23 protein-coding genes are annotated in these 24,376 nt (G+C 40.7%); 2 read left to right on the top strand and 21 right to left on the bottom strand.

Features of this window, described 5'->3' with window-relative positions; translation table 11 throughout:
- Positions 1-3: 3 nt before the first annotated feature.
- The 7 genes from pstA to QR40_RS21830 form a co-directional block, all read right to left on the bottom strand.
- Entirely contained in the window at positions 4-1,185 is a 1,182-nt protein-coding gene (pstA, locus tag QR40_RS21800) for a phosphate ABC transporter permease PstA (RefSeq protein ID WP_052430993.1), read from the bottom strand.
- On the bottom strand, positions 1,182-2,081 hold the full coding sequence (gene pstC / locus QR40_RS21805) for a phosphate ABC transporter permease subunit PstC (protein ID WP_027293994.1): 900 nt from the start codon (positions 2,079-2,081) through the stop codon (positions 1,182-1,184). The genes pstA and pstC overlap by 4 nt, the downstream gene beginning before the upstream one ends.
- Before the next feature lie 154 nt (positions 2,082-2,235).
- The gene (locus QR40_RS21810) at positions 2,236-3,183 is read right to left on the bottom strand and encodes a phosphate ABC transporter substrate-binding protein (RefSeq protein WP_044296748.1); all 948 of its coding nucleotides are present in this window, start codon (positions 3,181-3,183) and stop codon (positions 2,236-2,238) included.
- Positions 3,184-3,411: 228 nt separating this feature from the next.
- Positions 3,412-5,073, bottom strand: a complete 1,662-nt coding sequence (locus QR40_RS21815) for a sensor histidine kinase (RefSeq protein WP_044296749.1) — start codon at positions 5,071-5,073, stop codon at positions 3,412-3,414.
- Positions 5,070-5,744: a winged helix-turn-helix domain-containing protein gene (locus QR40_RS21820; protein ID WP_027293991.1), complete on the bottom strand. Its 675-nt coding sequence runs from the start codon at positions 5,742-5,744 to the stop codon at positions 5,070-5,072. Before QR40_RS21820 ends, QR40_RS21815 begins: the two co-directional genes overlap by 4 nt.
- 72 nt (positions 5,745-5,816) lie before the next feature.
- Entirely contained in the window at positions 5,817-7,493 is a 1,677-nt protein-coding gene (locus QR40_RS21825) for a Na/Pi cotransporter family protein (RefSeq protein WP_044296750.1), read from the bottom strand.
- A gap of 137 nt (positions 7,494-7,630) precedes the next feature.
- A complete protein-coding gene (locus QR40_RS21830) occupies positions 7,631-8,023 on the bottom strand; it encodes a methylglyoxal synthase (protein ID WP_027293989.1) in 393 nt (130 codons plus the stop codon).
- Positions 8,024-8,221: 198 nt separating this feature from the next.
- Between QR40_RS21830 and QR40_RS21835 the strand changes: the two genes are divergently transcribed.
- Positions 8,222-8,491, top strand: a complete 270-nt coding sequence (locus QR40_RS21835; RefSeq protein WP_047832232.1) for an alpha/beta-type small acid-soluble spore protein — start codon at positions 8,222-8,224, stop codon at positions 8,489-8,491.
- Between the two features lie 83 nt (positions 8,492-8,574).
- Here QR40_RS21835 and QR40_RS21840 read toward each other — a convergent pair whose 3' ends face one another.
- The 4 genes from QR40_RS21840 to QR40_RS21855 all read right to left on the bottom strand — a co-directional run bounded on the left by QR40_RS21840 (position 8,575) and on the right by QR40_RS21855 (position 13,299).
- Positions 8,575-9,078, bottom strand: coding sequence for a DUF6465 family protein (locus tag QR40_RS21840; RefSeq protein WP_044296751.1), 504 nt, complete (start codon positions 9,076-9,078; stop codon positions 8,575-8,577).
- Positions 9,079-9,169: 91 nt separating this feature from the next.
- On the bottom strand, positions 9,170-11,236 hold the full coding sequence (gene recG / locus QR40_RS21845; RefSeq protein ID WP_330373860.1) for an ATP-dependent DNA helicase RecG: 2,067 nt from the start codon (positions 11,234-11,236) through the stop codon (positions 9,170-9,172).
- 10 nt (positions 11,237-11,246) lie between these two features.
- Positions 11,247-12,890 (bottom strand): DAK2 domain-containing protein, encoded by a 1,644-nt coding sequence (locus QR40_RS21850; RefSeq protein ID WP_044296845.1) that lies wholly within the window; start codon positions 12,888-12,890, stop codon positions 11,247-11,249.
- Between the two features lie 52 nt (positions 12,891-12,942).
- On the bottom strand, positions 12,943-13,299 hold the full coding sequence (locus QR40_RS21855) for an Asp23/Gls24 family envelope stress response protein (protein WP_027293984.1): 357 nt from the start codon (positions 13,297-13,299) through the stop codon (positions 12,943-12,945).
- Between the two features lie 311 nt (positions 13,300-13,610).
- Here QR40_RS21855 and rpmB point away from each other — a divergent pair, with 311 nt between their 5' ends.
- Complete coding sequence (gene rpmB, locus QR40_RS21860) at positions 13,611-13,796, top strand: 50S ribosomal protein L28 (RefSeq protein ID WP_027293983.1); 186 nt, start codon at positions 13,611-13,613, stop codon at positions 13,794-13,796.
- 227 nt (positions 13,797-14,023) lie between these two features.
- On the opposite strand, the gene QR40_RS33300 is transcribed toward rpmB, so the two are convergent.
- The 10 genes from QR40_RS33300 to QR40_RS21905 all read right to left on the bottom strand — a co-directional run bounded on the left by QR40_RS33300 (position 14,024) and on the right by QR40_RS21905 (position 24,340).
- Positions 14,024-14,185 (bottom strand): DUF6783 domain-containing protein, encoded by a 162-nt coding sequence (locus QR40_RS33300; protein ID WP_334291654.1) that lies wholly within the window; start codon positions 14,183-14,185, stop codon positions 14,024-14,026.
- A 200-nt stretch (positions 14,186-14,385) separates the two neighbouring features.
- Positions 14,386-14,799: a GerW family sporulation protein gene (locus QR40_RS21865; RefSeq protein WP_044296753.1), complete on the bottom strand. Its 414-nt coding sequence runs from the start codon at positions 14,797-14,799 to the stop codon at positions 14,386-14,388.
- A gap of 13 nt (positions 14,800-14,812) precedes the next feature.
- The gene (locus tag QR40_RS21870; protein WP_044296754.1) at positions 14,813-15,856 is read right to left on the bottom strand and encodes a DUF2953 domain-containing protein; all 1,044 of its coding nucleotides are present in this window, start codon (positions 15,854-15,856) and stop codon (positions 14,813-14,815) included.
- 13 nt (positions 15,857-15,869) lie between these two features.
- The gene (locus tag QR40_RS21875) at positions 15,870-16,199 is read right to left on the bottom strand and encodes a hypothetical protein (RefSeq protein ID WP_027293980.1); all 330 of its coding nucleotides are present in this window, start codon (positions 16,197-16,199) and stop codon (positions 15,870-15,872) included.
- A 29-nt stretch (positions 16,200-16,228) separates the two neighbouring features.
- Positions 16,229-17,731 carry a phosphate--AMP phosphotransferase gene (locus QR40_RS21880; protein ID WP_044296756.1) on the bottom strand — a complete coding sequence of 501 codons (1,503 nt, stop codon included), beginning with the start codon at positions 17,729-17,731 and terminating at the stop codon, positions 16,229-16,231.
- A gap of 232 nt (positions 17,732-17,963) precedes the next feature.
- Positions 17,964-18,416 (bottom strand): NUDIX hydrolase, encoded by a 453-nt coding sequence (locus QR40_RS21885; protein ID WP_027293978.1) that lies wholly within the window; start codon positions 18,414-18,416, stop codon positions 17,964-17,966.
- Positions 18,417-18,490: 74 nt separating this feature from the next.
- Entirely contained in the window at positions 18,491-20,020 is a 1,530-nt protein-coding gene (locus QR40_RS21890; protein WP_330373861.1) for a peptidoglycan D,D-transpeptidase FtsI family protein, read from the bottom strand.
- A complete protein-coding gene (locus QR40_RS21895) occupies positions 19,983-21,329 on the bottom strand; it encodes an FtsW/RodA/SpoVE family cell cycle protein (RefSeq protein WP_027293976.1) in 1,347 nt (448 codons plus the stop codon). The genes QR40_RS21890 and QR40_RS21895 overlap by 38 nt, the downstream gene beginning before the upstream one ends.
- A gap of 8 nt (positions 21,330-21,337) precedes the next feature.
- Positions 21,338-23,809, bottom strand: coding sequence for a U32 family peptidase (locus tag QR40_RS21900; protein ID WP_052430995.1), 2,472 nt, complete (start codon positions 23,807-23,809; stop codon positions 21,338-21,340).
- Between the two features lie 120 nt (positions 23,810-23,929).
- A complete protein-coding gene (locus QR40_RS21905) occupies positions 23,930-24,340 on the bottom strand; it encodes a cell division protein ZapA (protein ID WP_027293974.1) in 411 nt (136 codons plus the stop codon).
- Positions 24,341-24,376 lie beyond the last annotated feature (36 nt).

Below are 24,376 nucleotides of genomic sequence, written 5' to 3' on the forward strand. Positions count from 1 at the left end.
TGCCTACTCTCCTTTTTTACTCAGAAGTTTTTTTGTAACCACTTTTGATGCAAAGTTTAAGACAATGATGATGACCAGCAGAACAATACCGATTGCACAAGCCGTTGTCAAATCATTTTCTTCTTTCATCAGGGTATACATTTTAATCGTTAAAGTAGCGCCGCTTGCAGAATTTCCAAACAGGGCACCGGGAATCTGTGCAACGGTACCTGCAGTTAACAGAAGTGCCGCTGATTCTCCTACGATACGCCCGATACTCAGCAAAACAGCAACTAAAATTCCAGGCAGTGCGTTTGGTAAAACAACCCTGGATACTGTCTGCAGCCTGGTTGCACCCAGTCCTAAAGAAGATTCCCGATAAGTTCTGGGAATGGCTTTTAATGCTTCTTCTGTGGTTGTAATAATCGTTGGAAGCAGGATAATACTAAGAGTTAAAGCTCCAGCCAGCAGAGAATACTGCAGTCCACAGATTTTTACAAAAAACAGTGAACCAAACAAACCATAAATAATAGAAGGAATTCCCGCAAGATTCTCTATTGCAAAATGTATCGTCCTCATCAGTTTACCCGGTTTTGCATACTCAATCAGATAAACGGCAGACAAAATTCCGATTGGCGCTGCAATCAGCAGTGATAATCCAATCATATACAGCGTCGTAACAAGCATCGGCACAATACCGCCACCGGGACGAACAACTTTTATTTTCAGACTGCTGTCTTTGAGACCCTGAATCTGGGTTTTTAAATCAGCTACAGCAGCTTTTACTGCTTCCGGATTTTCCGGATCTGTCTCTTTTACCAGTGTATCTACATTAATACTTCCTATTTTTGAAAGTATATCTTTCTTTTCAATGGGATATGCTTCTTTTTTTTGGTTTAAAGCATCCTTCAAAGGAGATGTTTTATCCATATCACTGATATAAACTTTTTTGTCTTTATTTATATTCAGCGTGATTCCCAGGGATGGAATATATCCTTCCTGTCCGTTATCCGGCATATCTGCTGCCACCTGTGAATTTACATAAGTAGTTTTGTCTTCATAATTTCTGGTGAGGAAATCAAAGCTGATTCCCGGCAGCCCTTTTACAACAATAAATCCAATGATTACTACAAGTATAAATACCGTAAATCCGGCAGAACCATAGATCAGGCCTTTTACAATTGAGTCTTTCGTTTTCCTGCTCATGATTTTTCACCTGCCTTGCGTGTAATTTTTAATAAGGTTAAATTAACAATCATAATAAAGATAAATAAGATTACACCGGTTGCAAAGAGCATCTCCTGTTGTCTTCCGGATGCATAGCTCATTTCCATGGCAATATTCGTTGTAAGCGGACGCACCATTGACCAAATACTGTCCGGCAGCCCCTGAGTTGGATTTCCCGCTATCATCATAACAGCCATCGTCTCACCGATTGCACGTCCGACACCAAGCACGGTAGCTGAAAGGATACCTGATTTTGCTGCTGGCAGCACTGCTTTGAAAATCGTCTGCACTTTGGATGCACCAAGGCCAAGGGACGCCTCCCGGTATGATTTCGGTACTGATTTAATTGCACTTTCTGATAGGGAAACAATAGTCGGTAATATCATAATTGTCAATACAATGATTACTGCCAGCAATGACTGTCCCTGCACTTTAGGGGATATTTCCTTAATAATCGGAACGATCACACCCAAACCAAATGCACCGTATAGAACAGAAGGAATGCCAGCAAGTAATTCAACTGCTGGCTTAATTACCTTCACGGCACCTTTTGGCGCTATTTCAGCGATGAAAACCGCTGTCAGAACACCAATCGGCACACCTATTACAATTGCTCCCGCTGTAGCCAGTACAGAAGCTACAATCATATAGAAGATTCCGTAAACATTTTGTCCGGGAGCCCATCTGGTTCCACTGATGAAATCTAAGAAACTGTAGCTGTCAGGACCGAAAAACGGTCGTAATCCTTTGTAAAAAACAAATACTATAATTGCTATTACCGAAATAACTCCCACAAGGGCACAGAGCAAAAAGATTCCTTCTACTACTTTTTCAAATACGTCTCTCTTTACATTTCGGTTCATATTTATACCCATTGCATATTACAGGCTTGCCTGTAATACTGCCACAAATTAAAACAAGGTGAAAGAATCACAGTGTGGCTCCCTTTCTATTTCTAATTTTCTTTCACCATTTACTCCAGGTCCGCATTTCCTGCGGCTTAAATTCATGAAGCTTATATCAGTAGAATTAGTCAATACGAATTCCGCCGTGAGTATCAACTGCCGCCTGTCCTTCTTCAGAGATAGCAAATTCTAAGAATGCTTTGCCTGCATCTGTTACTTTGTCATCATAATAGCAGAAAAGGAATGGTCTGCTCAGTGGATATTCTCCGGATTTTGCTAATTCAGCGGTTGGTTCTACACCTGCTACTGTAAGAGGTTTTACTGTGTCATCAATAAATGAGAAAGATACATAACCGATTGCATTTTCATTTCCTGCTACTGCCGCCTGTACAGGTCCATTTCCTTCAGATACAGATGCGTTTCCGGAAAGTCCGCCAGCATCTTCCAGCTTAATTAACTCTTCAAATGCACTTCTTGTTCCTGAACTTTCTTCACGGGAAACTACAAAGATGTCTTCATCATTTCCGCCTACCTCTTTCCAGTTTGTAATTTTACCGGAATAAATATCAGCCAACTGCTCTTCTGAAATATCTTTCACTGCTTCATTTGCCGGGTTTACAATAATTGCAATTCCGTCATATGCGAAAACTTCTGTCTTAAGTGCGTCTTCTTTTTCTTCATCCTTAATTTCTCTGGATGCTGCACCTATATTGTTTGTTCCTGATTTTGTATCTGTAATACCTGCTGATGAACCGCTGCCTGTATATTCGATTGTAACGTCAGGATTTTGTGCTTCGAATTCATCTTTCATATCGTTTAAGATCTTCTCTACTGAAGTAGATCCTGTAATTACTATATTTCCGCTGATATCTCCTGCGGGAGCTTCGCTTCCATCTGCACTTGCTGATTCTGAAGAAGCTGCTTCTGTTGTTGCTGCCTGTGTATCACCTGCTCCTGCTTCTGTAGCTGCTGTTGTAGATGGTGATGTTTCTGTTGTACCTGTATTGCTTCCACAAGCAACCAGTCCTAATGTCATAATTCCAACTACCGCCATTGCGATTAATTTCTTCATAATTTTTTCCTCCAAAACTTTTCTAATTTGTTATTACATGAATGTATTCTAATTGATGCGTATAAAGATTATATATTGTATATGTAAAGTTTATGTAAAATCAAAAAATATACTTATAAAAATAAAAAATGCTTTTTTTTGACAGCATTGGAATCAGAAAAAATAAATTTTTGCATAAAAAAACAGCTGTTCTTTCAAGATATTTCCTGAAAAACAGCTGTTTTTTATTTATAAATGAATCGTAATTGCAGTTCCCTCTTCCGGCGTACTGTGCACTTCAATATATCCGCCCTGATATTCAACCACGTGCTTTACAATAGACAGTCCCAATCCCGTACCACCCGTCTGTTTGGAATGGCTTTTATCAATTCTGTAAAATCTTTCAAAAATACGTTCCTGGTATTTACTGGGAATTCCAATGCCTGTATCCGACACTTTTATGACCGGATGCTGATCCTCTTCATATATGGATATGGTAACCGAACCGCCCTGACGGTTATACTTTATTCCATTTTCGCAAAGATTATAGATCAGGTCCAGCATCATTGCCCGGACTGCAATCAATTTTACGCTAGAACCTTCCAGGTGAAGCGTTACCATATTACGTTCTGCTACGGATGAAAGGCGTTCTACTATTTCCGTGGAAATCTCATACAGATCCACAAGTTCTTTTGTTGTACGCGCATCTTTTTCATCCAGACGGCTGATTTTGATAATGTCCTCCACCAGGGAAATCAGTCGTGCTGCTTCCTTATAGATTTTACCTGCAAACTGAGATATATCCTGTGGCTGTACCATTCCGTTCTGCATCAATTCCGCATATCCGGAGATAGATGTCAGCGGCGTTTTTAATTCATGAGAAACGTTTGCTGAGAATTCTCTTCGCATTTTCTCTGCTTTGTATTTTTCTGTAATGTCCAGTACAAAAAGTACAACCCCCTGGATACTGCCATCCTGTATTACCGGATTTCCAAAAAACTGAATTGTGGTTTCATCCAGCTTTAAGATCTCGCTGTGGGTTTCCCCTTTCAATGACTTTTCCACTGTATTCTGAAGCTGTTGGCTGCGGTTGAACAGTGAAATATTTTTACCAATATAGTGCATACTGGGTGCACCTAATATATTTTTACAGCTCTGGTTAATAAATACAATCCTGGAATCTTTATCCAGCAGGATCAATCCTTCATTCATATTGGTAGTTATCGTATTGAATTTTTCCTTTTGTTCAATCAGGTCTGTCATCTGATCCTTGATCTGATAATTCTGCTTTTCAATCCGGTTTAATAACGGAAAGAGCTCATTAAAAGAAACGTCCTGGGTTGGATGCTGCAAATCTATGTTATTAATATTGGATATAATTCCATTTGCCAGCTTTGTGGCGATCATAAAGGAACCCAGTAAAATAATCAATGAAATAACACAGGCTGCCGGCAGTACCTTCATAAACGTGGGTATCAGGCCGTCAATAGTACCGGAAACCCGCAAAAAGCTTCCCGTTGACAATTTTATTGCATAATAATAAGTATGCTGTCTCAGCGTGTCAGAAGTCCTCTTGGAAATACCGGTTCCATTTTTTGCGGCATCTATAATTTCCGGGCGTTCCAGGTGATTTTCCATTTTGCTGGCATCCGCCTGACTATCGTAGATAACCTTACCTTTCGGATCGATATATGTGATTCTGGAAGGCGTCTGTGCCTCTATATCATCCAAAAAAGAAACAGGATCCGCCAAACCTTCATAGGCCTTGGCGATGTACACTGCTTCTGTCTTTAATTCGTTTTTTAATTGTTGCTGCATATTGTAATTAAAAAATAACACAAATGCAGCCGTAATGAAAATTACAGTCAAAATCCCCAGTCCGAATACATTTTTATAGATTTTCTTTTTCATTCTTTGGTTCCCATTTTATAGCCCACCCCGCGAACGGTTTCTATCATATTCCCGCTGCTGCCTAATTTCTGCCTCAGCGAGCCGATATGAACATCAACGGTACGGCTTTCCCCTTCGTAATCATAATTCCAGATTACTTCCAGTATTTTATCCCGGGAAAGTACAATTCCCTGGTTTTTCATCAAATACGTAAGAAGTTCAAATTCTTTATAGGTCAGGATGACCTCTTTGCCGCTGACAGTCACTTCATGCTTCTGGATATCCAGATGAATATCCCCAAGTACCATCATATCGGTGGAAATGCTTTTCTGGCTCCGGCGAAGTACCGCTTTGATTCTGGAAATCAGTTCCATAACACCAAAAGGCTTCGTTACATAGTCATCTGCACCCACATCCAGTCCCTTGACTTTATCATATTCCGTAGATTTTGCGGTCAGCATAATTACCGGGATATCCTTGTGCTCATTTCTGGCACGCAATTTCTTCAAAATACTGATGCCGTCTTCGTCCGGCAGCATAATATCCAGCAGAATCAAATCCGGATTTCCGTTTTTTAAGCCTTTATAAAATTCTGCGGCATTCTCAAAACCAATTGCTTCATACCCTGATGTCTTCAGGGCATAAGCGACCAACTCTCTGATATTCATATCATCTTCTACACAATAAATCATCTGACTCATAATCTTATCAAAACCTCCATATGCCTGTTTACAGGAGCTTAATACTTAGATCTTTAGTGCGTCTTAATGCTCGCTCATTACGTACCCTGCCAGATTATAGGCATGATCCGAAATTCTTTCCAGGTTACTGATAATATCCAGGAAAATTACTCCGTTTGTAGGGTTACACAACTGCTTGGAAAGTCGTTCGATATGAGTTTCCCGCAGTTCTTCCTCCATATTATCAACCATATCTTCATAAGTTACTACTTTCGTTGCAGCATCAATACTCTCTTCTTCTCTTGCCTTCATGGCATAAACGAATGAATTGGTAACCAGTTCCATGATCTCGCTTAATTCCTTACCTGCCTCTTCGGAGAACTGAATATCATCCTTCGCTTTATTTTCCGCCAGTTCTGCGATATTTTCCGTATGATCTCCCACACGCTCAATGTCGCTTACGGAATAAAACAAATTATTAATAATCGTATGCTGATCTTCATTCAATGAAAGATTACTGATTTTAACCAGATATTCGGTAATCATTTTTTCCATGCTGTTAATAGTTTTTTCCGTCTTATAAACAGTATCTATTTTTTCAGTATCATTATTAAGTACTGCATCAAATGCGTTCTGCATATTTGTCTGAGCAATTCTTCCCATATGAACAACTTCCAGAATTGCATTTTCTACTGCAAAAGAGGGAGTCTCTAAAATACGGTCATCTAAATGACGTAATGTAATCACTTCGTCTGATTCTGTTCCTTCCAAAGCTTCAGCGCCTTTATCCGAAACAATAAGCCCGGACAGCTGAACCAGTTTGTTTGCAAACGGGAACAGAATAATTGTACAGATAATATTAAATATAGTATGAAAAATAGAAATTCCCACGCTGCCGATTCCGGCTGCCGCAAATACAGGATTCAGCTGGAATATGGCAAACATTGCCGCACCGAATATTACCGCACCTATCATATTAAATGATAAATGGATTACAGCTGCCCGCTTCGCATTCCTGGGTGCTCCAATACTTGATAAAAGTGCAGTAAAACAAGAACCTATATTCGAACCAAGGCTGATATAAATTGCCGAGCTTGCCGTAACAACACCGCCGGTAGCAGCCAGTGTCTGCAGAATACCAACAGAGGCAGAAGAACTCTGCATAATACCGGTAACCAAAGCTCCAATTGCAATACCAAGGAACGGATTGCTGCCAAATAATGCAAATGCCTTTGTGAAGATCGGCAGTTCCGTATAAGAAGAAGCAGAATTTTTCATAAAATCCAGACCGATGAATAATAAGCCCAGACCAATAATGATTTCACCAATCGTTTTCTTCTTCTGCTTTTTGGAAAACATAATAAAAAATGCTCCGATACCCACTAATAAGGGCGCATAAAGAGATGGCGATACAGCTTTAAAACTGTCCCCAAGCTGTCCCAGGGATACAATCCAGGATGTGATACAGGTACCGATATTGGCACCCATGATTACTCCCACAGCCTGTCCCAGATTCATAATGCCTGCATTTACAAATCCAACTACCATTACCGTAGTCGCACCACTGCTTTGAATAATTGCCGTAATCAAGGCTCCAACCAGAATTGCCATTACCCGGTTATTGGTTAAAACTCCCAGCAGCTCCCTCATTTTGTTGCCGGTCGATTTCTGAATTCCATCCGACATGCTGTGCATACCGTAAAGGAACATTCCAAGGCCTCCGCAAAACATAAACAAATTCTGTACGTCATTAATTGACATCTGATAATCCTCCTAATTTAAACCAAATCTTTTTCATAATAAGTCCTATGTATCCGCAGGCGCATCCGTCTGGCTCGCTGCCCGCGGGAATAAATTCACAAAAAAATAGGGATGCTGCTACACCCCTCTCTTAGATTTTAAATCTGTAATCTCCATTCAAGATCACCATGAGCTAATCCAAGAATTAAAGATTCCGCAGTTGCAATATTGGTTGCAATTGGGATATTATATTTATCACAACATTTTGATATTGTATAAATATCCGGCTCCTTAGGATCTACCATAGCCGGGTTGTAGAAAAAGATTACCATATCTAGGCCATTTCTCTCAAGCATTTCTGTAAACTGCTTATCTCCTCCCACGCTTCCAGGGAGAAATTTGTGGACGCGGAGATTCGTTACATCTTCTACACGGCGCCCTGTAATTCCTGTCGCATAAATTTCATGTTTGCTAAGTATATGCTTATATGCAAGACAAAAATCTTCAATTAAACTCTTTTTACTGTTATGTGCAATAATACCGATATTCATCTAACCATCCTTTTTTCTCTTCTTTCTACCGATTATAACATATAAATAGGGAAAATGGAAAATGTTTTTTTGTTTTTATCTAAATTTGTAAAAAATTGCAAAAATTTCCAGTTTAGAATTTCAATTAATTCATATACTAGGAAGGCAATAACAAATTGCAAATAAAAAAAAACAGACAGAAAAAAAGGAGGGGTTATGATGTCAAACAGATCATCTAACACAGCAGCAGTACCAGAAGCAAAAGGAGCTTTAGACCGTTTCAAATTTGAGGTAGCTAACGAATTAGGAGTACCGTTAACAGACGGATACAATGGTAACTTAACTTCCAAACAGAATGGTAGCGTTGGTGGCTATATGGTTAAGAAAATGATCGAAGCTCAGGAAAGACAGATGTCCGGCGGAGCAAGCATGCCAGCAGGTAACATGTCAGCAGGTAACATGTCAGCAGGTAGCACTTCTCAGTACTAATCTCAAAAACGAATTCATTCGTATTTGACAAAGAAAGGGCCCAGATAATTTTATCTGGGCTTTTCTCTGTTATATGATTTTATCTATAAGTACACATTGCCGGTTACATCGCCGTTGATTACAAAATATGCAGCATTTTCTTCCGGTTTTAAATATATATCTATGGATTTGATATCCGCAGCTTTATTTTTTAAAACTTTCGTCCAATGTTCTTTTGCCTGTTTCGTAATTTCCTCTGTATTAATCTCTTTCCCCAGATACTGAAGATAGATTGTTTCTTTTACATCTGCCTTTTTAGCCGGTGCTTTTCTTGCTGCTGTCTTTTTCTCTGCCGGAGCTTTTTCAGCCGCTGGCTTTTCCTCTGCTTTAACTGCTGCCTTTGCTGCAGTCTTAGCTGCTGTTGTTTTAGCTGCCGGAGCTTTTACTGCTGCTGCTTTCTCTTCTGTTGCATCTGTTACTTTTTCTTCTGTAGTCTTAGCAGCCGGCTCTGCCTTCTTCGCTGCTCTCTTTGATGGTGTTTTTGTTGCTTTAGTGGCTTCTGTCGTAGCTGCTGCTGTCTCTTTTACGTTTGCTTTTACGGTTTTCATACATTTTCCTCCTCGCAAAACACTTCCATGCATATATATCATTTACATAAAGCATAATATACCATTTTTTCAAAAATAGCAACTATTTCTTCTATAAGTTGATGCGGCCAAAGCCCTGCAGCATGTATTCCTGCAGTTTTTTATCCAGATAGCAGTACTCGGGTTTTCCTGCCAATTCACCCTGATCCAGAATAATCTGAGCCGCTTCGCTGGCCTTTTGCAGGATGGATGCATCGGTAAATACATCCCCGATTTTAAATTCCAGCAAACCGCTTTGGCGCACGCCAAATACATCTCCCGGTCCCCGAAGCTTTAAATCTTCGCTGGCAATAAAAAAGCCATCGTTGGATTTATTAAGGATCTCCAGACGCTCCTTTACCTTTTTACTGTCTGATGCACGCACCATAATACAATAGGACTGGTATTGTCCCCGTCCCACCCTGCCCCGGAGCTGATGCAGCTGTGCCAGACCGAACCGCTCTGCATTTTCAATCATCATCACAGTGGCATTGGGTACATTCACGCCGACTTCCACTACTGTAGTAGAAACCAATACGTCAATTTCATGCTTTAAAAAACGTTCCATAATGCTGTTTTTTTCTTTTGGTTTCATCTTCCCATGCAGATATTCGATCTGAATATTTTCAGCCAGCGCCGCCCTCAGCCGCTCGGTATACTCGATTACATTTTCTGCCTCAATCGCTTCACTCTCTTCTACCATAGGGCAGATGATGTAAGCCTGGCGCCCTTCTTCAATCTCATTTTGAATAAAGGAATATGCCTTCGGACGATACCTGGTATCTACTACACAATTTTTAATTGGCAGACGGTTTGCAGGAAGCTCATCAATAACAGAGACATCCAGATCACCATAAAGAATAACTGCCAATGTCCGCGGAATCGGTGTAGCACTCATAACCAGTACATGGGGTAATTCTCCCTTTTCGGAGAGCGCCTCTCTTTGGCGTACCCCGAAGCGGTGCTGTTCATCCGTAATTACCAGGGCCAGATTTTTATAATTTACTTTTTCCTGAATCAGTGCATGGGTACCAATTATGATATCGGCTTCGCCTGTTTCTATTTTTTCATATACTGCCCTTTTTTCTTTTGCCGTCATAGAACCTGTTAAAAGCACCGTATTAAAGTCAAGATGCTGTTCCTCTAACAGGCCACAGATGGATTCAAAGTGCTGTACAGCCAGAACTTCCGTAGGAACCATTAAGGATCCCTGATATCCGTTCTGTGCCGTCATAATCAATGCCAAAATGGCAAGGATGGTCTTCCCGGAACCAACATCTCCCTGAACCAGTCTTGCCATAACTTTCGGACTTAATAAGTCTTTTTCAATTTCTTTCCATACCTTCGCCTGGGCTTTGGTAAGTGAAAACTTAAGGTTGGCAATAATCTGATCTGTCAGCGGTGTTTGCTGCATATGAAAACTGTGATACAGCTCTTCCGTACTGTCTTTGAGGCGGCGCAGTGCCAGAATAAACAAAAAGAATTCATCAAATACCAGACGGTTTCTCGCTAGCATAACATCATGCATATCTTTTGGAAAATGTATCTGTTCAATGGCATAGTGGAATTCAGCCAGATGATATTCTTTTCTGGTTTCCTCCGGAAGATAATCATGGTACTCCTCCAGCAGAGGAAGTGCCTGGCGCACAGCTTTGGTAATCATATTGTTGGTAAGCCCGGGCACTAAGGTATAAATTGGCTGCATCACATGGAGCATTTCCTGATATTGGTCTACACGAAAAACAGCAGGTTGTTCCATCAACAACTGCTGTTCTTTACGTGAAATCTTCCCACGGAATATATATTTACTTCCCCTTTTCAGGGTGTTTTTTAAATAGGGCATATTGAACCAGGTCAAACGGATCATGTCGCCGCTGTCGTCCCGAATGACCGTATTGGTAATCTGCAGACGTCTGACTCTTTTTACATCCAGAGTCTGAACAACCGTACCATAGACGGCTGCCGACACATCATCATCCGAGATCTCAGATACCTTAACGATGCTATTATAAGTATCATAATTTCTCGGATAATAATTTAGCAGATCATCAATTGTTCTAATCCCTGCTTTTTGAAAAACCAGAACCGTCTTCTCTCCGATTCCTTTTAATTCCTGAATGGATGATTCCATATTCATCATAAATCACCTGTTACTCTACTGAAATCACGTAATAATAAATCGGCTGCCCACCGGAATAAACTTCTACATCACATTCCGGATATTCCTCCCTGAATTTATCTCCAAGTTCATTTGCCGCCTCTTCCGTCACTTCTTCTCCATAATAGATACTGATCAGCTCTGATTCATCATCCATCATCAGATCAACGGTCTCATTTGCTACAGCTTCCAGTTTTTCACCGACTGCCAGGATAGCATGATCCCCAATACCCATAATATTGCCTTCTTTGATTTCTTTGTCGTCAATGTGGGTATCCCGAACTGCATAGGTAATCTGACCTGTCTTAACATGCTGGATCTCTTCTACCATTGCAGCTTCATTTTCTTCCGGTGTTTTTTCCGGAATATAATTGATAATAGCTGTAATACCCTGTGGTACAGTCTTTGTAGGAATTACAATTATTTTCTTATCTTTTGTCAAAAGCTTTGCCTGATTAGCTGCAAGGATAATATTTTTATTATTTGGTAGGATATAGATGGTATCTGCATTTACTTTATCTATTGCATTTAACATATCTTCCGTACTGGGGTTCATAGTCTGTCCGCCTTCAATAAGGTAATCCACACCAAGTCCCTTAAATATTTCACCAATTCCTTCTCCTATGGAAACGGAAATAAAGCCAACTTCTTTTGGTGGTGTTGCCGGCATTGACTGCGCTTTCACCTGATTTTCTGCCTGTTGCTGTAATGCAAGTTTTTCGGCATCTTTGATCAGTTTCTCCTGATGTTCTTCCCTCATATTATCGATCTTCATGCGGGACAGTTCACCATAAGTTAATGCGCGGGAAATTGCCTTTCCAGGGTCATTGGTATGTACATGAACCTTGACAATATCCTCATCAGCAACAACAACAATAGAATCACCTATGGATTCTAAGAATCCCTTAAATTCCATTTCCTGTTTATCTGACAGTTCACTCTTCGTCATGATGATAAATTCAGTACAATATCCAAATTTAATATCAGCTTCTGCCTGCGGTGTAATCTTCATTACGCTTCCCTGGGCAGATACGCCTTCAATTGTATAATCGATTTCTTTTCCAAGGAATCCGTCGTAAGCCCCTTTCAGAACCTGTACCAGTCCCTGTCCGCCGGAATCTACCACACCGGCTTCTTTTAATACCGGCAGCATCTCCGGAGTCTGTGAAAGAACATAATCTGCATGTTCAATCACTTCTTTCAGGAACTGCTCCATTCCGATATCCGTTTCCGCAAGCTCTGCAGCCTTTTGTGCTGCGCCTTTGGCAACCGTAAGGATTGTACCTTCCTTGGGCTTCATAACGGCTTTATAAGCGGTTTCTACCGCTTTCTGGAATGCACCCGCCAAAATCTGAATATCGATTTCGTCATGCATCTTAATCCCTTTCGTAAAGCCACGAAACAGCTGTGACAGAATAACGCCCGAATTTCCTCTCGCTCCCCTCAGGGAACCAGAAGAAATTGCTTTCGCCAACACCTCCATGTCAGGATCGGTAAGTGCCGCCACCTCTTTTGCCGCAGACATAATTGTCAATGTCATATTCGTTCCTGTATCTCCATCCGGAACAGGGAATACATTTAATTCATTGATCCATTCTTTCTTAGACTCCAGATTTTTAGCACCCGCCAGAAACATCTTTGCACACAGACTGGCATTTATCGTATTTGTTACCACAACAAGTTCCTCCTTAATCAATCGATCTTACGCCTTCAACGTAAACATTTATTTTTTCAATCTCCATGCCGGTAAACTCTTCTACCTTATATTTTACATTACTGAGTAAATTATCCGCAACGGCTGAAATGCTTACGCCATATGCCACAATCACATGAAAATCCAGTGATATTTTATTGTTTTCTACCCGGACGTTAATCCCATGCTTCAAGCTTTCTTTTCTTAAGAGCTTTACTAAACCATCTTTCATATTAACAGCAGCCATACCTACGATACCAAAACATTCAACGGCAACGCTGCCTGCATAAGTAGCGATTACATCAGTATCAATCAAGATAGAACCCAGATCTGTATCCATGCGTCCCTTCATATCGTTACCTCCAACTTTTAAATTATAATATCTCTGCGTACATTATACCCTCTTTTCACACAAAATGAAATATTAATTTTAATTTTTAACAATTTATTTCATAATTTTTTATTTTTCACTTGCAAAATATGGTGCCATCTGATAGAATAACTAGTGTTGTGAGTCTATATCTAGTACAGACTTGCGCAAATAATTAAGTAATACACGCTGAACATTCTCTGTCACGGATAGACAAAGTGTATTGTTTCATTATTTGTGCAATGTTGTACAAGAGTGATAGACGAATATTAAAGTCAAGGAGGTGCTTATTCATGGCTAAATGTGCTATTTGTGAAAAGGGTGCTCATTTCGGAAACAATGTGAGTCATTCTCATAGAAGATCGAACAAAATGTGGAAATCTAACATCAAATCAGTTAAAGTAAAAGTTAACGGAGCTGCTAAGAAGATGTATGTATGTACTTCTTGCTTAAGATCCGGTAAAGTTGAAAGAGCTTAGTTAGAGGAACCTCTCACCATTGGTTGAGGGGTTTTTTTGCAGAAACCGACTTCGTACACAACAAGCTAAGAGCCAGTCCCAATGCTGAAAACCGGCATTGGGACTGGCTTATTTTAATCCATTCGCTTCACAGAATTGCTTCACCGTTTTGATAAATTTCGTGCTGTTAGGCAGAACTAAGCGATGTCTCTATACATTATGGATAGTTTTATATATCAACCATTCCTCTAGAGCGTGTTACTAAAATTGCTATCTGACAGCTGTGCGTCACACTTTGTGGAAGATTCGTTCCAAATAAAAGGCACATAGCGGGCTGTGTAATCTGAATTTGGAGCTAATATACCGCGAAGTGGGGCGTATAGATGGCGGGAATGAATTTTCAAACACACTCTAACACATAAACAGGTTATATCCTATTAATAAGAGCACAAAAATTATCAGAACGGTTATAAAGGCATTTGGCATGCATAAAGCTAAGAGCATCCCTACAGCCACCCAAAACAGTGTATAACCTACAATCCGTTTCATAACCGTCCACCTGCATATCTCGTTTCTATATCATATGCAGGAACTATCGATTTAACACATTTTATTCTTCATCTGTTTCATAATCCGGTGTACTTTCCGTTTCTGTTTTCCCGGAAGCTGCAGAAGTATCTGTTTCCGTCTTGCCTGCTGCGAATTTATTTACAAAATCAGGCACCATATCCAGTATTTTTGTAAGACCATCCTGATTCTTCACATTTACAAGTTTCGTCGTTCCATTTTGAATCACCAGTACTGCACTGGGGGACATTTTTCCGCCCATTGCTCCTCCTCCATTATTTTTAGCGTCTCCGGAAAGAGCACCTGCGGCAACTCCAAAAGAAACGTCAACCAGCGGAAGAATTATAGTGTCTCCTACGGACATTGCCTCTCCTACTACAGTTTTTGTATTGATAAAGCTGTCCATCCCCTTGAATAATGAATCTACGGTTGTCTGAAAATTATTGTCTGAAGCCATGTTTATTTCCTCCTTATTGTCTGATACGTTTTAGGAATTTCTTAGTGTTTTTATCTTTATAGATTTTCCATCCGGATTTCAAAAGATGGCATGCACGGATATGCCCGGTAATTACTACAAAACCCTCATAGATGGATTTATCAAAATCAGGATAAACCTGAATTTTGGTCGAATATATTGGCAGAATAAGTCCGGCTATTCCCAGAATCTGACCTGTTGTTGCCGGATCTCCGGTACCAAAACGAATATACCCTTTTGCCTGTCTTGGTTTAAAGTGCTTCAGCAGATAGAGAAATTCCGTCCGTGAACTCCCAAACAGTAACTTTGTTTCTTCTGCACGAATGATCTCCAGGTATTTATGAACCTGTCCCTTTACATGGGTAAGCTTATAAAGTATATTCCGAATTTTCTTTGGAATTCCTTTTAAAATACTCCGAATCTTTTTTAACACAGCCTGTACTTTCTGTACAATGGCTTTTCCTTTTGTAAATATACTCCTGTGCTCTGTTTTGTCTGTTTTGTCTGTTTTGTCTGTATTTTCTTTCTTCTCTGTTTTATTTGTTTCCCCTGTTTGCTTTTCTTTCTCTTTTTGCTCTGTCGTTTCCGGCAATTCTTTCTGCTGACCGTCTTCTGCTCTGTCCCCGGGAGACTCTGACTGCTCTGCCATCTCTACTCTGCCGGCAACCGGCCGGGATTCCTGCTCTTTTCTGTGCTCTTTTGTTTCCTCTTTATCATCCATCTTATCTGCTGTCTTAGCTTTTCCTGGCTTTTTGAACTTTATAAATTTCTTTAGAACTTTAAATTTCTCCACCGGTATTCCAAAAAGCCTGATCTCATATCTGGGCTTACCTTCTTTATATTCTGCCATTATCGTTATAATATGAAGCAGATAACTGGCTTTTCCCTGTCCATAGAGAATATCGCCTTCTCTTTGAAGTGTTAAGCGGTATCGCAAAGGCACAAACACCACTGCCAGGAGAACCAGAAGTAACAGTGCCAAAATAACAGCCAGCAGGATACCTATAATCTTAAGTATTACCAAAATGATATGTAGCATATTCTCACACCTGTCAATTTCTTTCTTTTCTCTCCTTACGGGCTAAATATTGGCGTACCTGAAAACCTCCGGTTTCTTTATAAACCTCAAGGGCAATATTCAGAGCTAATTGTACAGCTTCATCATAGCCGCATGCTATCCCTACAATCAAAGGGCAGTTACGCCTTACTGCCTTCTGCATCAGGACGGCGGATGAAACGATATCAAATAAATCAGTCCCATTGGCCGCCAGCGTAACAACATACACATCTATCAGGCCTGCGTTATGATTTATTTTCCAGATTATTCTCTTTTTTTTCTTTCTGGCTGTTTCGCCTACATATAGATTTTGATACCATTTCATCTTTTTTATTCCTGACCTTGCTTCTTTTTTTATTTTATACGTGCTTCCAAAGCTTTTACGATCGTTTCCAACACCTTTATCCGGGCATAATACTTACAGTTTCCCTCTACGATGATCCAGGGCGCATAAGTTGTGGATGTACGGATTAACATTTCATCCACTGCCGCTTCATAAGCATCCCATTTTTCCCGGTTCCGCCAGTCTTCGTCTGTAATCTTCCATTGCTTGTCCGGATTTGCCATCCGCTCTTTGAATCGGCGCTCCTGCTCCTCTTTATCTATCTGCATCCAGAATTTTAACACAACTGCACCACTGTGTGCAAGGGTAGCCTCACAATCATTAATTTCTTTATATGCCCGCTTCCATTCCTGGGTACTGCAGAATCCTTCGATCCGCTCTACCATAACTCTTCCATACCAGGTTCTGTCATAGAGCGCAATGTGACCGGCTTTTGGAAAAGTCTGCCAGAAACGCCACAGATAGTGGTGTGCTTTCTCTATATCGTTAGGTGCCGCCGTGGGATTCACTGCATAGCCTCTTGGATCCAGGCACTGTGTTACCCGCTTAATGGCACCGCCTTTTCCGCCTGCATCCCATCCTTCAAATCCTAAAATGACCGGAATCCGTCTGCGGTACAGTTCACTGTGCAGTAAAGAGAGCTTTTTCTGCAGTTCATCCAGCCTTTCTTTATACTCTTCCTTTGTATAGGTTAAAGTAAGATCCGCACTGCTTAGCACCGATGACTTAAAACCTGGTTTTACTTCAACCGATTCCACATTTTCCAGCTTTTCTTCTTCCCTGGCAAGTCTCTCCAGCTCTTTTTGATTTGAAACTCTCTTCTCCAGACAATCTACCACCGTACTGATAATCTTCACCGCAGCATATTCCCTGTCCATGGCTTCAATAATGGTCCATGGTGCAAAATCCGTATCCGTTTTCTGAAGCATTTCCTCATTCATCATTTTGTATTCTGCAAAATGTTTGTTTCTTTTTAAATCCCCTTTGGAAACCTTCCATGCCGTTTCTTTTGACTCCAGCATTTTATCAAAACGCTTTTTCTGTTCCTTTTTCGTAATATCCAGGAAAAATTTAATCATTACATTTCCCCCGTCGGTAAGCTGCTGTTCAAAAGAAACAATTTCATTATAAGCGTATCCAAGCTGTTTTTCTGTGGTTAACCCATCAAACCGGTCAATCAGAACGCGCCGGTACCAGCTTCGGTCAAATATGGCAATCCGCCCATTCTCAGGTGTCTTTGTCCAGAAACGCCACAAAAAGGGCCGCAGCTGTTCTTCATCTGACTCCCCGTTAATGGCATATACGTTAAATCCCCTGGGGTCAAGCGGCTGAATCAGCTGATTGATCAGGGTTCCTTTTCCTGCTGCACCAAATCCTTCAAAAACGATAATTACCGGTATCTTTAAATTCCTGCACTCTCTTTGCAGCGTTCCCAGCTTCCCAGAGAGTTCTTCCATCGTTTGTTTAAATTCTTTTTTCCCCATTTTCTTTGTCAGATCAATCTTCTCCAGCATATATTGCTCCTTTCCAGGCAGCCACTGCGCCTCTGGTATATATTACTAACTATTTTATATTTTAACAGATTTCTAAAAATAATTCATCTTAATAGAGGAAATTTAAGAAATATTTCAGACACAGGACATCACAAAGTGTGACGCACAGCTGCCAGAAAGCAATTTAAAACACGCTCTGGCAAATTTAAAAAGAAAAAAGAAAGAAGATACAGATTCGTATCTTCTTTTCATCCTAAAAATATTTGCGGCTTCCCCAAAGATTCGACTTCTTCAAGTCTAAATATTCGTTATATGCTTTTTCAAGAATTATTCTTTCATTAGCAAATTTCAATAAATGATACGCTTCATGAAATTTATAATAACCTGAATCTACAAAATATTCTTCGCGCTGCGGTTTACTGTAATAGCTGTCAGACATCATTAAATACCAATGTACGTCCTTTGCTACTGTGTCTTCCGGCACATTAAAGGTATATTGACTTTTACCAATATATTTAATAATTGATGCTTTGGCTCCTGTTTCCTCCAATACTTCTCTTATTGCTGTATCCTTATACTCCTCGCCAGCTTCTACAGTTCCTTTAGGCAACACCCATCCTTCATACTTATTCTTGTAACTCTTGTATAAAAGAAGAATCTTACCACGAAATATTACCACACCGCCACAGCTCGTTGCTTCGACCATTGCAATCCCTCCTGTTATGCGTTGTGCACTCCTAACTGGTTTTAGTATAACTCTTTTTTTTAAATCATGCAACCTTAATTATTGGTAAGATTCATACTGTTATTGTAGTAGGCATCGAATACAGCCTGTGCAATTGGCACTGCTGCAGAGCTTCCGGTACCGCCGTCTTCTGCAATTACACTAACCACAATATCGGGACTGCTGACATTTGAGAACCCTACAAACCAGGAATGAGTTCCTTTGTCCGCAGCGTTCTGCCCAATTTCATACTCGGCAGATCCGGTCTTTCCGGCAACTGTATAACCAAGTCCGCTGAGGGATTTTGCTGTACCGCCCTCTACAACCTGTGTCATAAAATCAGATAGAACCCCGGCTTCCTGAGCTGACATTAATTCCTTATATATCTCAGGTTTATTTTCTTTTACCATATCCCCGTCAAAAGTTTCAAGACGGTCAATAATATATGGTTTCATTAAAGTACCTGCATTTGCTACTGTTGATGTAATCAACGCCATATGAAGGGGAGATACCAGGGTATTTCCCTGTCCGATTGCCGTTGCCATCTCTTCTCCATAAGATGTGTGTTCATTCAGTTCAAAACGGCTTGTGCTGGCTTCCATAGCAATAGGCAGTGTATTGTTAAACATAAAATCTTCACATAAACTTCGGAATGCATTATTATCCAGTTCCAGACCTATATTGGCAAACGAGCTGTTACAGGAATATTTAAAAGAGTCTGCCAGATTGACCTGGCCATGTGCTTCTCCTCCAAAACAGGTGATTGTAACATCTTCCTTTGAAATGCTTCCGGTACAGTTATAGCTATAGTTCTGGTAATCCGGATGTTCCCTCAGATATTCTAATGCCGTCATAATCTTAAACGTAGACCCAGGAGGATAGAGACCCTGTACAGCCCGGTTGAGAAGGGAACTGTTCGTTTCATCAGAGACAAGGGCATCCCAGTCACTGGAAATGGTATTTGGGTTAAAGTCCGGTTTAGAAACCATTGCCAGAATTTTACCTGTACTTGGCTCCATGACCACAACTGCTCCTTTGTACACACCCATGGCATTATATGCCGCTGACTGAAGTCTGCTGTCAAGGGTCAGTACCACACTGTCTCCCCTTACCTTCTCATGATTCGCCTCATTTTGTACCTGTTCCAGAATAGACGCATGGGAAGTAAGGAGATCAAAATTCGAGGTTGCCTCTACCCCTGCCTTACCATTGCTGGCATACCCTACTACATGGGCAAATATATTATTATAAGGATAAAGACGCTCCTCATTGCCTTCAGCATCCACATTCGTTCCGGCAAGAGTTTCTCCGTCCGAAGAAATGATTGCCCCGCGGACAATCTTCTGAGATTGTGCATCCTGTTTCGTATTATTTACATTTGAATTAATTGTATCCGCTTTTATTGTATTAAAATATACCAGATAACCAATCAGCATAAAAAACATTGCAGCAAAGAGATATGCAACTTTCATCATATCTTTATTTCTGCCGCCCCGGGACTCCGGGCCCATATTCTGCTTCCTCTGCGGTTCATTAACCGGTATCTCATTAATTTGGATATTGTCCGTAGATTTTTTCCTTCTCAATGCTATCTTCCTCGTCTTCCCTAAGAATGTACAGTCCCTGTATGACTGCAAACATGATCAGCGTGCTTAGCATGGAACTTCCTCCGTAGCTGACAAACGGCAGGGTCACACCGGTCAGAGGGATAAATTTCATCGTTCCGCCTACCGTCAGAAATACCTGGACTGCATACATCGTACCAAGTCCCAATGCAACCAGCCGGTAGAAGGGATTGGATAATCTCATGGCGATATTAAGAATCATAATAAAACAGCTTAAACATACCAGAATCAGACAGATAGAGAAAATCCCGCCCAGTTCTTCCGTCACTGCCGAGAACATAAAATCCTGTTCTACAATAGGGATTGCCGTTGGAGATCCCTGAAATAATCCGGTTCCGAACCAGCCGCCTGCACCAATGGCAAATAGTGACTGAGCAATCTGATATCCGTTTCCAGCATAATCAGCAAAGGGATTCAGCCATACCTCCACTCGCACCCGCACGTGTGAAAATAAAAAATACGCTGCAACCGCAGCCAGACTTCCTGCTCCAAGCCCTGCCGCCAGATATATTGCTCTTCGTGAAGCTACGTAAAGCATAATTAAATACGTAACAAAGAAAATCAGTGCACTTCCAAGGTCAGTAGACACTACCAGTATCAAAACATGAAGTGCTGCAAGCCCCGTTGCCACTACAATATCCTTAAAAGTTTTGGCGCGGAGCAGAAGACCCGCCATACAGAACACAAAGATTATTTTTACAAATTCTGATGGCTGCAGGGTAATTCCTCCCACTGTAAATGCAATTTTTGCTCCATAGGTTGAACGAGCCGCAACTGCAACCAGTCCAAGCAGCCCGATACCCAGAACAGCATACACCCAAGCCCATTTTGTAATAAGACGCAGCTTACGTATAATAACCGGAATAAACAGTGCTATCACGGTAGAAGCTGCTGCAATTTTAAACTGCTTGATTGACTGGTCATAAGATATTCTGGTAATCATAATCATACCTATGGATATCAGCATACACATATGATTGATTAATAATCTGGACGCCTTCGGATAAAGATTCCGAAACAGCACCAGAGTGGCAGCCAGATAAATAACCTGGGCGCCATAGAAGAACAGCAGCTGCGATTCTTCCATTTCCAGATAAAGCACCATAAATGCCACAAAATGCATACAGAACATAATTACATTCTGCCTTAAAAATAAAAAATCGGCATCGTCTTCATCCTTCTTGCGAAATACCACATAGCTTTGCAATGTATAAATCGCCATTAAAATAATAATTACATATTTTGAAACCTGAATGATTAGATTTGTCACTTTTTCACCTACTCCACGCCTCTCTTAAAATGCCCTCTTGTAAACTCCGGCAAATCAAGCCTGCTATTTTTCCCCTTGCAAAATGCGTCAATATATTTTTCCGTAACAGACATAACCTGTGCCTTATTTTCTAATGTAAAACTCAGACGTATCGCTGCCGGACATAATTTTCTGATCTCTTCCCGGTTATCCAGAAGTACCACCGGCGCACTGTTATAGATCACATTATAACAGAACTGGCAGTTTGTTTTAACTGGAAAATCTTTTTTCATACGGTCACGTAAATACAGCACTTCCGGCACTTTATTACATCTCCCGGCTGTTTTTTTCAGACACTGGGCACTGACCATCATTGGCAGATGACCGTAAACCAGAATCTCACTGTTTTCACAGCCCCTTTTTTCTATTTCTTTTGCATTCAGCTCCAAAGGCACTGTGTCGGAAGCAAATCCCTGTTCTTTAAAGAAGGATTCGGAATCCCGATTAAAAGCATAGAGATTGTAGTCTGCTATCAGGGGATTGGTCAAGCCGCGTTCCTTAAGATAACCTGCTTCATCCAGACTTTTCACAACCAATGCATCGTAAGCCGCCAGCATTTTTAAAGCAGATTCCGATTCATAATATTTTCTGATCTCTGACCGGAAAATATACGGCATAATATAATTGCACTTTTTACCTGCCGCATGACACTGAGCGATGTATTTTCCAGAACTTTGAAACTCCCGGTTATCTTTAAACGCTGAACTGTCCAAATAAATTGCGGATACTTCTTCCAGTCCAAGGAGCATTTCAAATGCATCCAGAGATTCTAAGGATACCATGAACTTCATATCTGTCTTTCGATTCCCCTGACCCTTTGGACTGCCACCTTTATCACCATATGTGTAACCGACAGGCTTTGTGATGTCCTTAGATGAGCGGTTTATTTCTCTTTCATCCTTACTCTCTTTTGATGGAATGTTTCTTCGGTAACTGTCCTGAATTTCAATGGTCAGCTGTTCTAGTCCCATGCGCCGCAGTTCATTTAAAGACTGTACCGGAAGAAAAATATCATTGTCCATTTCAATATCAAGCTTTTCAAATATATAAGGCGTGTTCCCCGTTTTTTGCATTTGTTTTTTTACTTTTTCATAAGACAATGGTTGATTCATCGCTTCTGTTACTACGTCGCCCGTAACATGAACTGCAAAATCCCCCATTCTTAATTCGAGTATAGCAGGATTTTTTTTGTAAAGTCTTAATTTCCCATTAATTTTTTCTTTAAATTTGCCAAGAAGAAACGTATCCTCCAGCTGTTTTAACAACTGTTCATTTCTTGTACGGATAATCGTTTTATATGTCTCCTGTTTTTTTCCTGCCGGGATTTTAACCTGGAAGACTTCTCCTGGTTTTTTTTCTTCCCGCATTGTAAATTCTGTCCCTTTCTGCCCTGACTTTTCATCCAGGCATTCCAGAACATCTCCGGGATGAAGTGCTTCTGCTGCTTTTAGCTTTAATATATTCTTCCCGGTATCCACAACTTTAGCCGCTTTGGTTCCAATGTGGTTAGGGCGAACAAGAGACATCATTTCTTTTCCGTTCCCGGTTTTATAATATCCTGTAGAAAAACCACCCCGGTTATAGAGATCCATCAGTTCCAGACGGTCATTTTCTTCAATATGGAACCCTCTTCTTCCTTTTTGTAAATATAAATCAATATATTTACGGTAAATTCGAACCACACCTGCGGTATATGCAGGCTTTTTCATTCTTCCTTCAATTTTAAATGAATAGACACCAGACTCTACCAGTTCCGGAATAAGATCCAGGGTACACATATCTTTAGGGCTCATGAGAAACTTGTCCGCTCCATAATTAAGCCTGTTCCCTTTCTGGTACAGATCATAAGGAAGTCTGCAGGGCTGGGCGCACCTGCCCCGGTTGCCGCTTCGTCCTCCGATCAGACTGCTGTACAGGCATTGTCCGGAATAGCAGTAACACAGAGCCCCGTGCACAAAGCTTTCAATTTCAATATCTACCTGTTTATGGATTCCGGCTATCTCCTGCAATGACAATTCTCTTGCAGTTACAATTCTGGAGGCACCAAGATCTTTTAAAAGCTTAGCCCCATCCGGACCTGTAATTGTCATCTGGGTGCTGGCATGTATGGGCAGATCGGGAAATTCTCTTCTTAAAAAAGTAAAAACACCCATATCCTGTACAATAACTGCATCCAGCCCTCTGGTATAATAGGGAAGAATGTAATCATAGAGTTCTGCCATCTCATCGTCTTTTAAAAGGGTATTTACGGTTAAATAAAGCTGTTTTCCTCTTAAGTGGCACTCGTCAACCGCCTGAAGCAGTTTCTCTTCCGTCAGATTATTTGCAAATGCCCTGGCTCCAAATCTGCTTCCCCCTACATAAACAGCATCTGCTCCTGCATTTACTGCTGCTGTTAAACTTTCGTAAGACCCTGCCGGGGCCAGTAATTCTACTTTCATCAGTCACCTCATTATTTATCATTATCACAGAGCCTGCATGGGATTTCATCAATCTGCAGAACGCTCTGATCAAAAAAGAGGCAGTTGCACGATTTATCTTAAGCAACAGCCTCTCTTTGTCTATTTCCTCAATAATTCATCCAGCTCTGTCTCAAGCTTCACAATTTTTTTCTGATATTCCGTGGATTCTTTCTGCAGTCTTTCTAAATCTTTTTCAGCAGTCTCATATCTGATCTGAACACCGATTACTTCATGCTTCAAATCATATAATTCCTTGTCCTTGGAAGTCAATTCTTCCTCTACAAGTTCTACCTGCTTTTTCGCCTTAAAATAATCATCCGCAATATTCAGATCCAAAAGAATCCCTTTTGTCTCCTTTGACAGATGATTATATCCTTCCAGTTTTTTAAATTCTGCCAGTTTATTATTAATGTATGTAGCTACCTTTTGCAGATATTCTTCACTCTCATATCCACTCAAAGTATATATTTTTCCCGCAATCAAGACTTCTGCTTTGTTCTTGGCTGACATATGACTTCCTCCACTTTTTTCTCTATTATCACAACA

It is taken from the genome of Robinsoniella peoriensis (assembly GCF_000797495.1).
Classification (GTDB): Bacteria; Bacillota; Clostridia; order Lachnospirales; family Lachnospiraceae; genus Robinsoniella; species Robinsoniella peoriensis.

Bases quoted from the DNA above. Each gene is read 5' to 3' on its own strand.
- QR40_RS21830 (WP_027293989.1), bottom strand. From the start codon at position 8,023: ATGAATATCGGTATTATTGCACATAACAGTAAAAAGAGTTTAATTGAA.
- QR40_RS21840 (WP_044296751.1), bottom strand. From the start codon at position 9,078: ATGAAAACCGTAAAAGCAAACGTAAAAGAGACAGCAGCAGCTACGACA.
- QR40_RS21900 (WP_052430995.1), bottom strand. From the start codon at position 23,809: ATGAAAGTAGAATTACTGGCCCCGGCAGGGTCTTACGAAAGTTTAACA.
- QR40_RS21880 (WP_044296756.1), bottom strand. From the start codon at position 17,731: ATGCTGGAGAAGATTGATCTGACAAAGAAAATGGGGAAAAAAGAATTT.
- QR40_RS21865 (WP_044296753.1), bottom strand. From the start codon at position 14,799: ATGGCTTCAGACAATAATTTTCAGACAACCGTAGATTCATTATTCAAG.
- pstC (WP_027293994.1), bottom strand. From the start codon at position 2,081: ATGGGTATAAATATGAACCGAAATGTAAAGAGAGACGTATTTGAAAAA.
- QR40_RS21875 (WP_027293980.1), bottom strand. From the start codon at position 16,199: ATGAAATGGTATCAAAATCTATATGTAGGCGAAACAGCCAGAAAGAAA.
- recG (WP_330373860.1), bottom strand. From the start codon at position 11,236: ATGATGAATATGGAATCATCCATTCAGGAATTAAAAGGAATCGGAGAG.
- QR40_RS21870 (WP_044296754.1), bottom strand. From the start codon at position 15,856: ATGCTACATATCATTTTGGTAATACTTAAGATTATAGGTATCCTGCTG.
- QR40_RS21850 (WP_044296845.1), bottom strand. From the start codon at position 12,890: ATGTTTCTGGCGGGTGCTAAAAATCTGGAGTCTAAGAAAGAATGGATC.
- QR40_RS21825 (WP_044296750.1), bottom strand. From the start codon at position 7,493: ATGTCAATTAATGACGTACAGAATTTGTTTATGTTTTGCGGAGGCCTT.
- QR40_RS21905 (WP_027293974.1), bottom strand. From the start codon at position 24,340: ATGTCAGCCAAGAACAAAGCAGAAGTCTTGATTGCGGGAAAAATATAT.
- rpmB (WP_027293983.1), top strand. From the start codon at position 13,611: ATGGCTAAATGTGCTATTTGTGAAAAGGGTGCTCATTTCGGAAACAAT.
- QR40_RS21835 (WP_047832232.1), top strand. From the start codon at position 8,222: ATGTCAAACAGATCATCTAACACAGCAGCAGTACCAGAAGCAAAAGGA.
- QR40_RS21810 (WP_044296748.1), bottom strand. From the start codon at position 3,183: ATGAAGAAATTAATCGCAATGGCGGTAGTTGGAATTATGACATTAGGA.
- QR40_RS21815 (WP_044296749.1), bottom strand. From the start codon at position 5,073: ATGAAAAAGAAAATCTATAAAAATGTATTCGGACTGGGGATTTTGACT.
- QR40_RS21885 (WP_027293978.1), bottom strand. From the start codon at position 18,416: ATGGTCGAAGCAACGAGCTGTGGCGGTGTGGTAATATTTCGTGGTAAG.
- QR40_RS21820 (WP_027293991.1), bottom strand. From the start codon at position 5,744: ATGATTTATTGTGTAGAAGATGATATGAATATCAGAGAGTTGGTCGCT.
- pstA (WP_052430993.1), bottom strand. From the start codon at position 1,185: ATGAGCAGGAAAACGAAAGACTCAATTGTAAAAGGCCTGATCTATGGT.
- QR40_RS21855 (WP_027293984.1), bottom strand. From the start codon at position 13,299: ATGAAGGGACGCATGGATACAGATCTGGGTTCTATCTTGATTGATACT.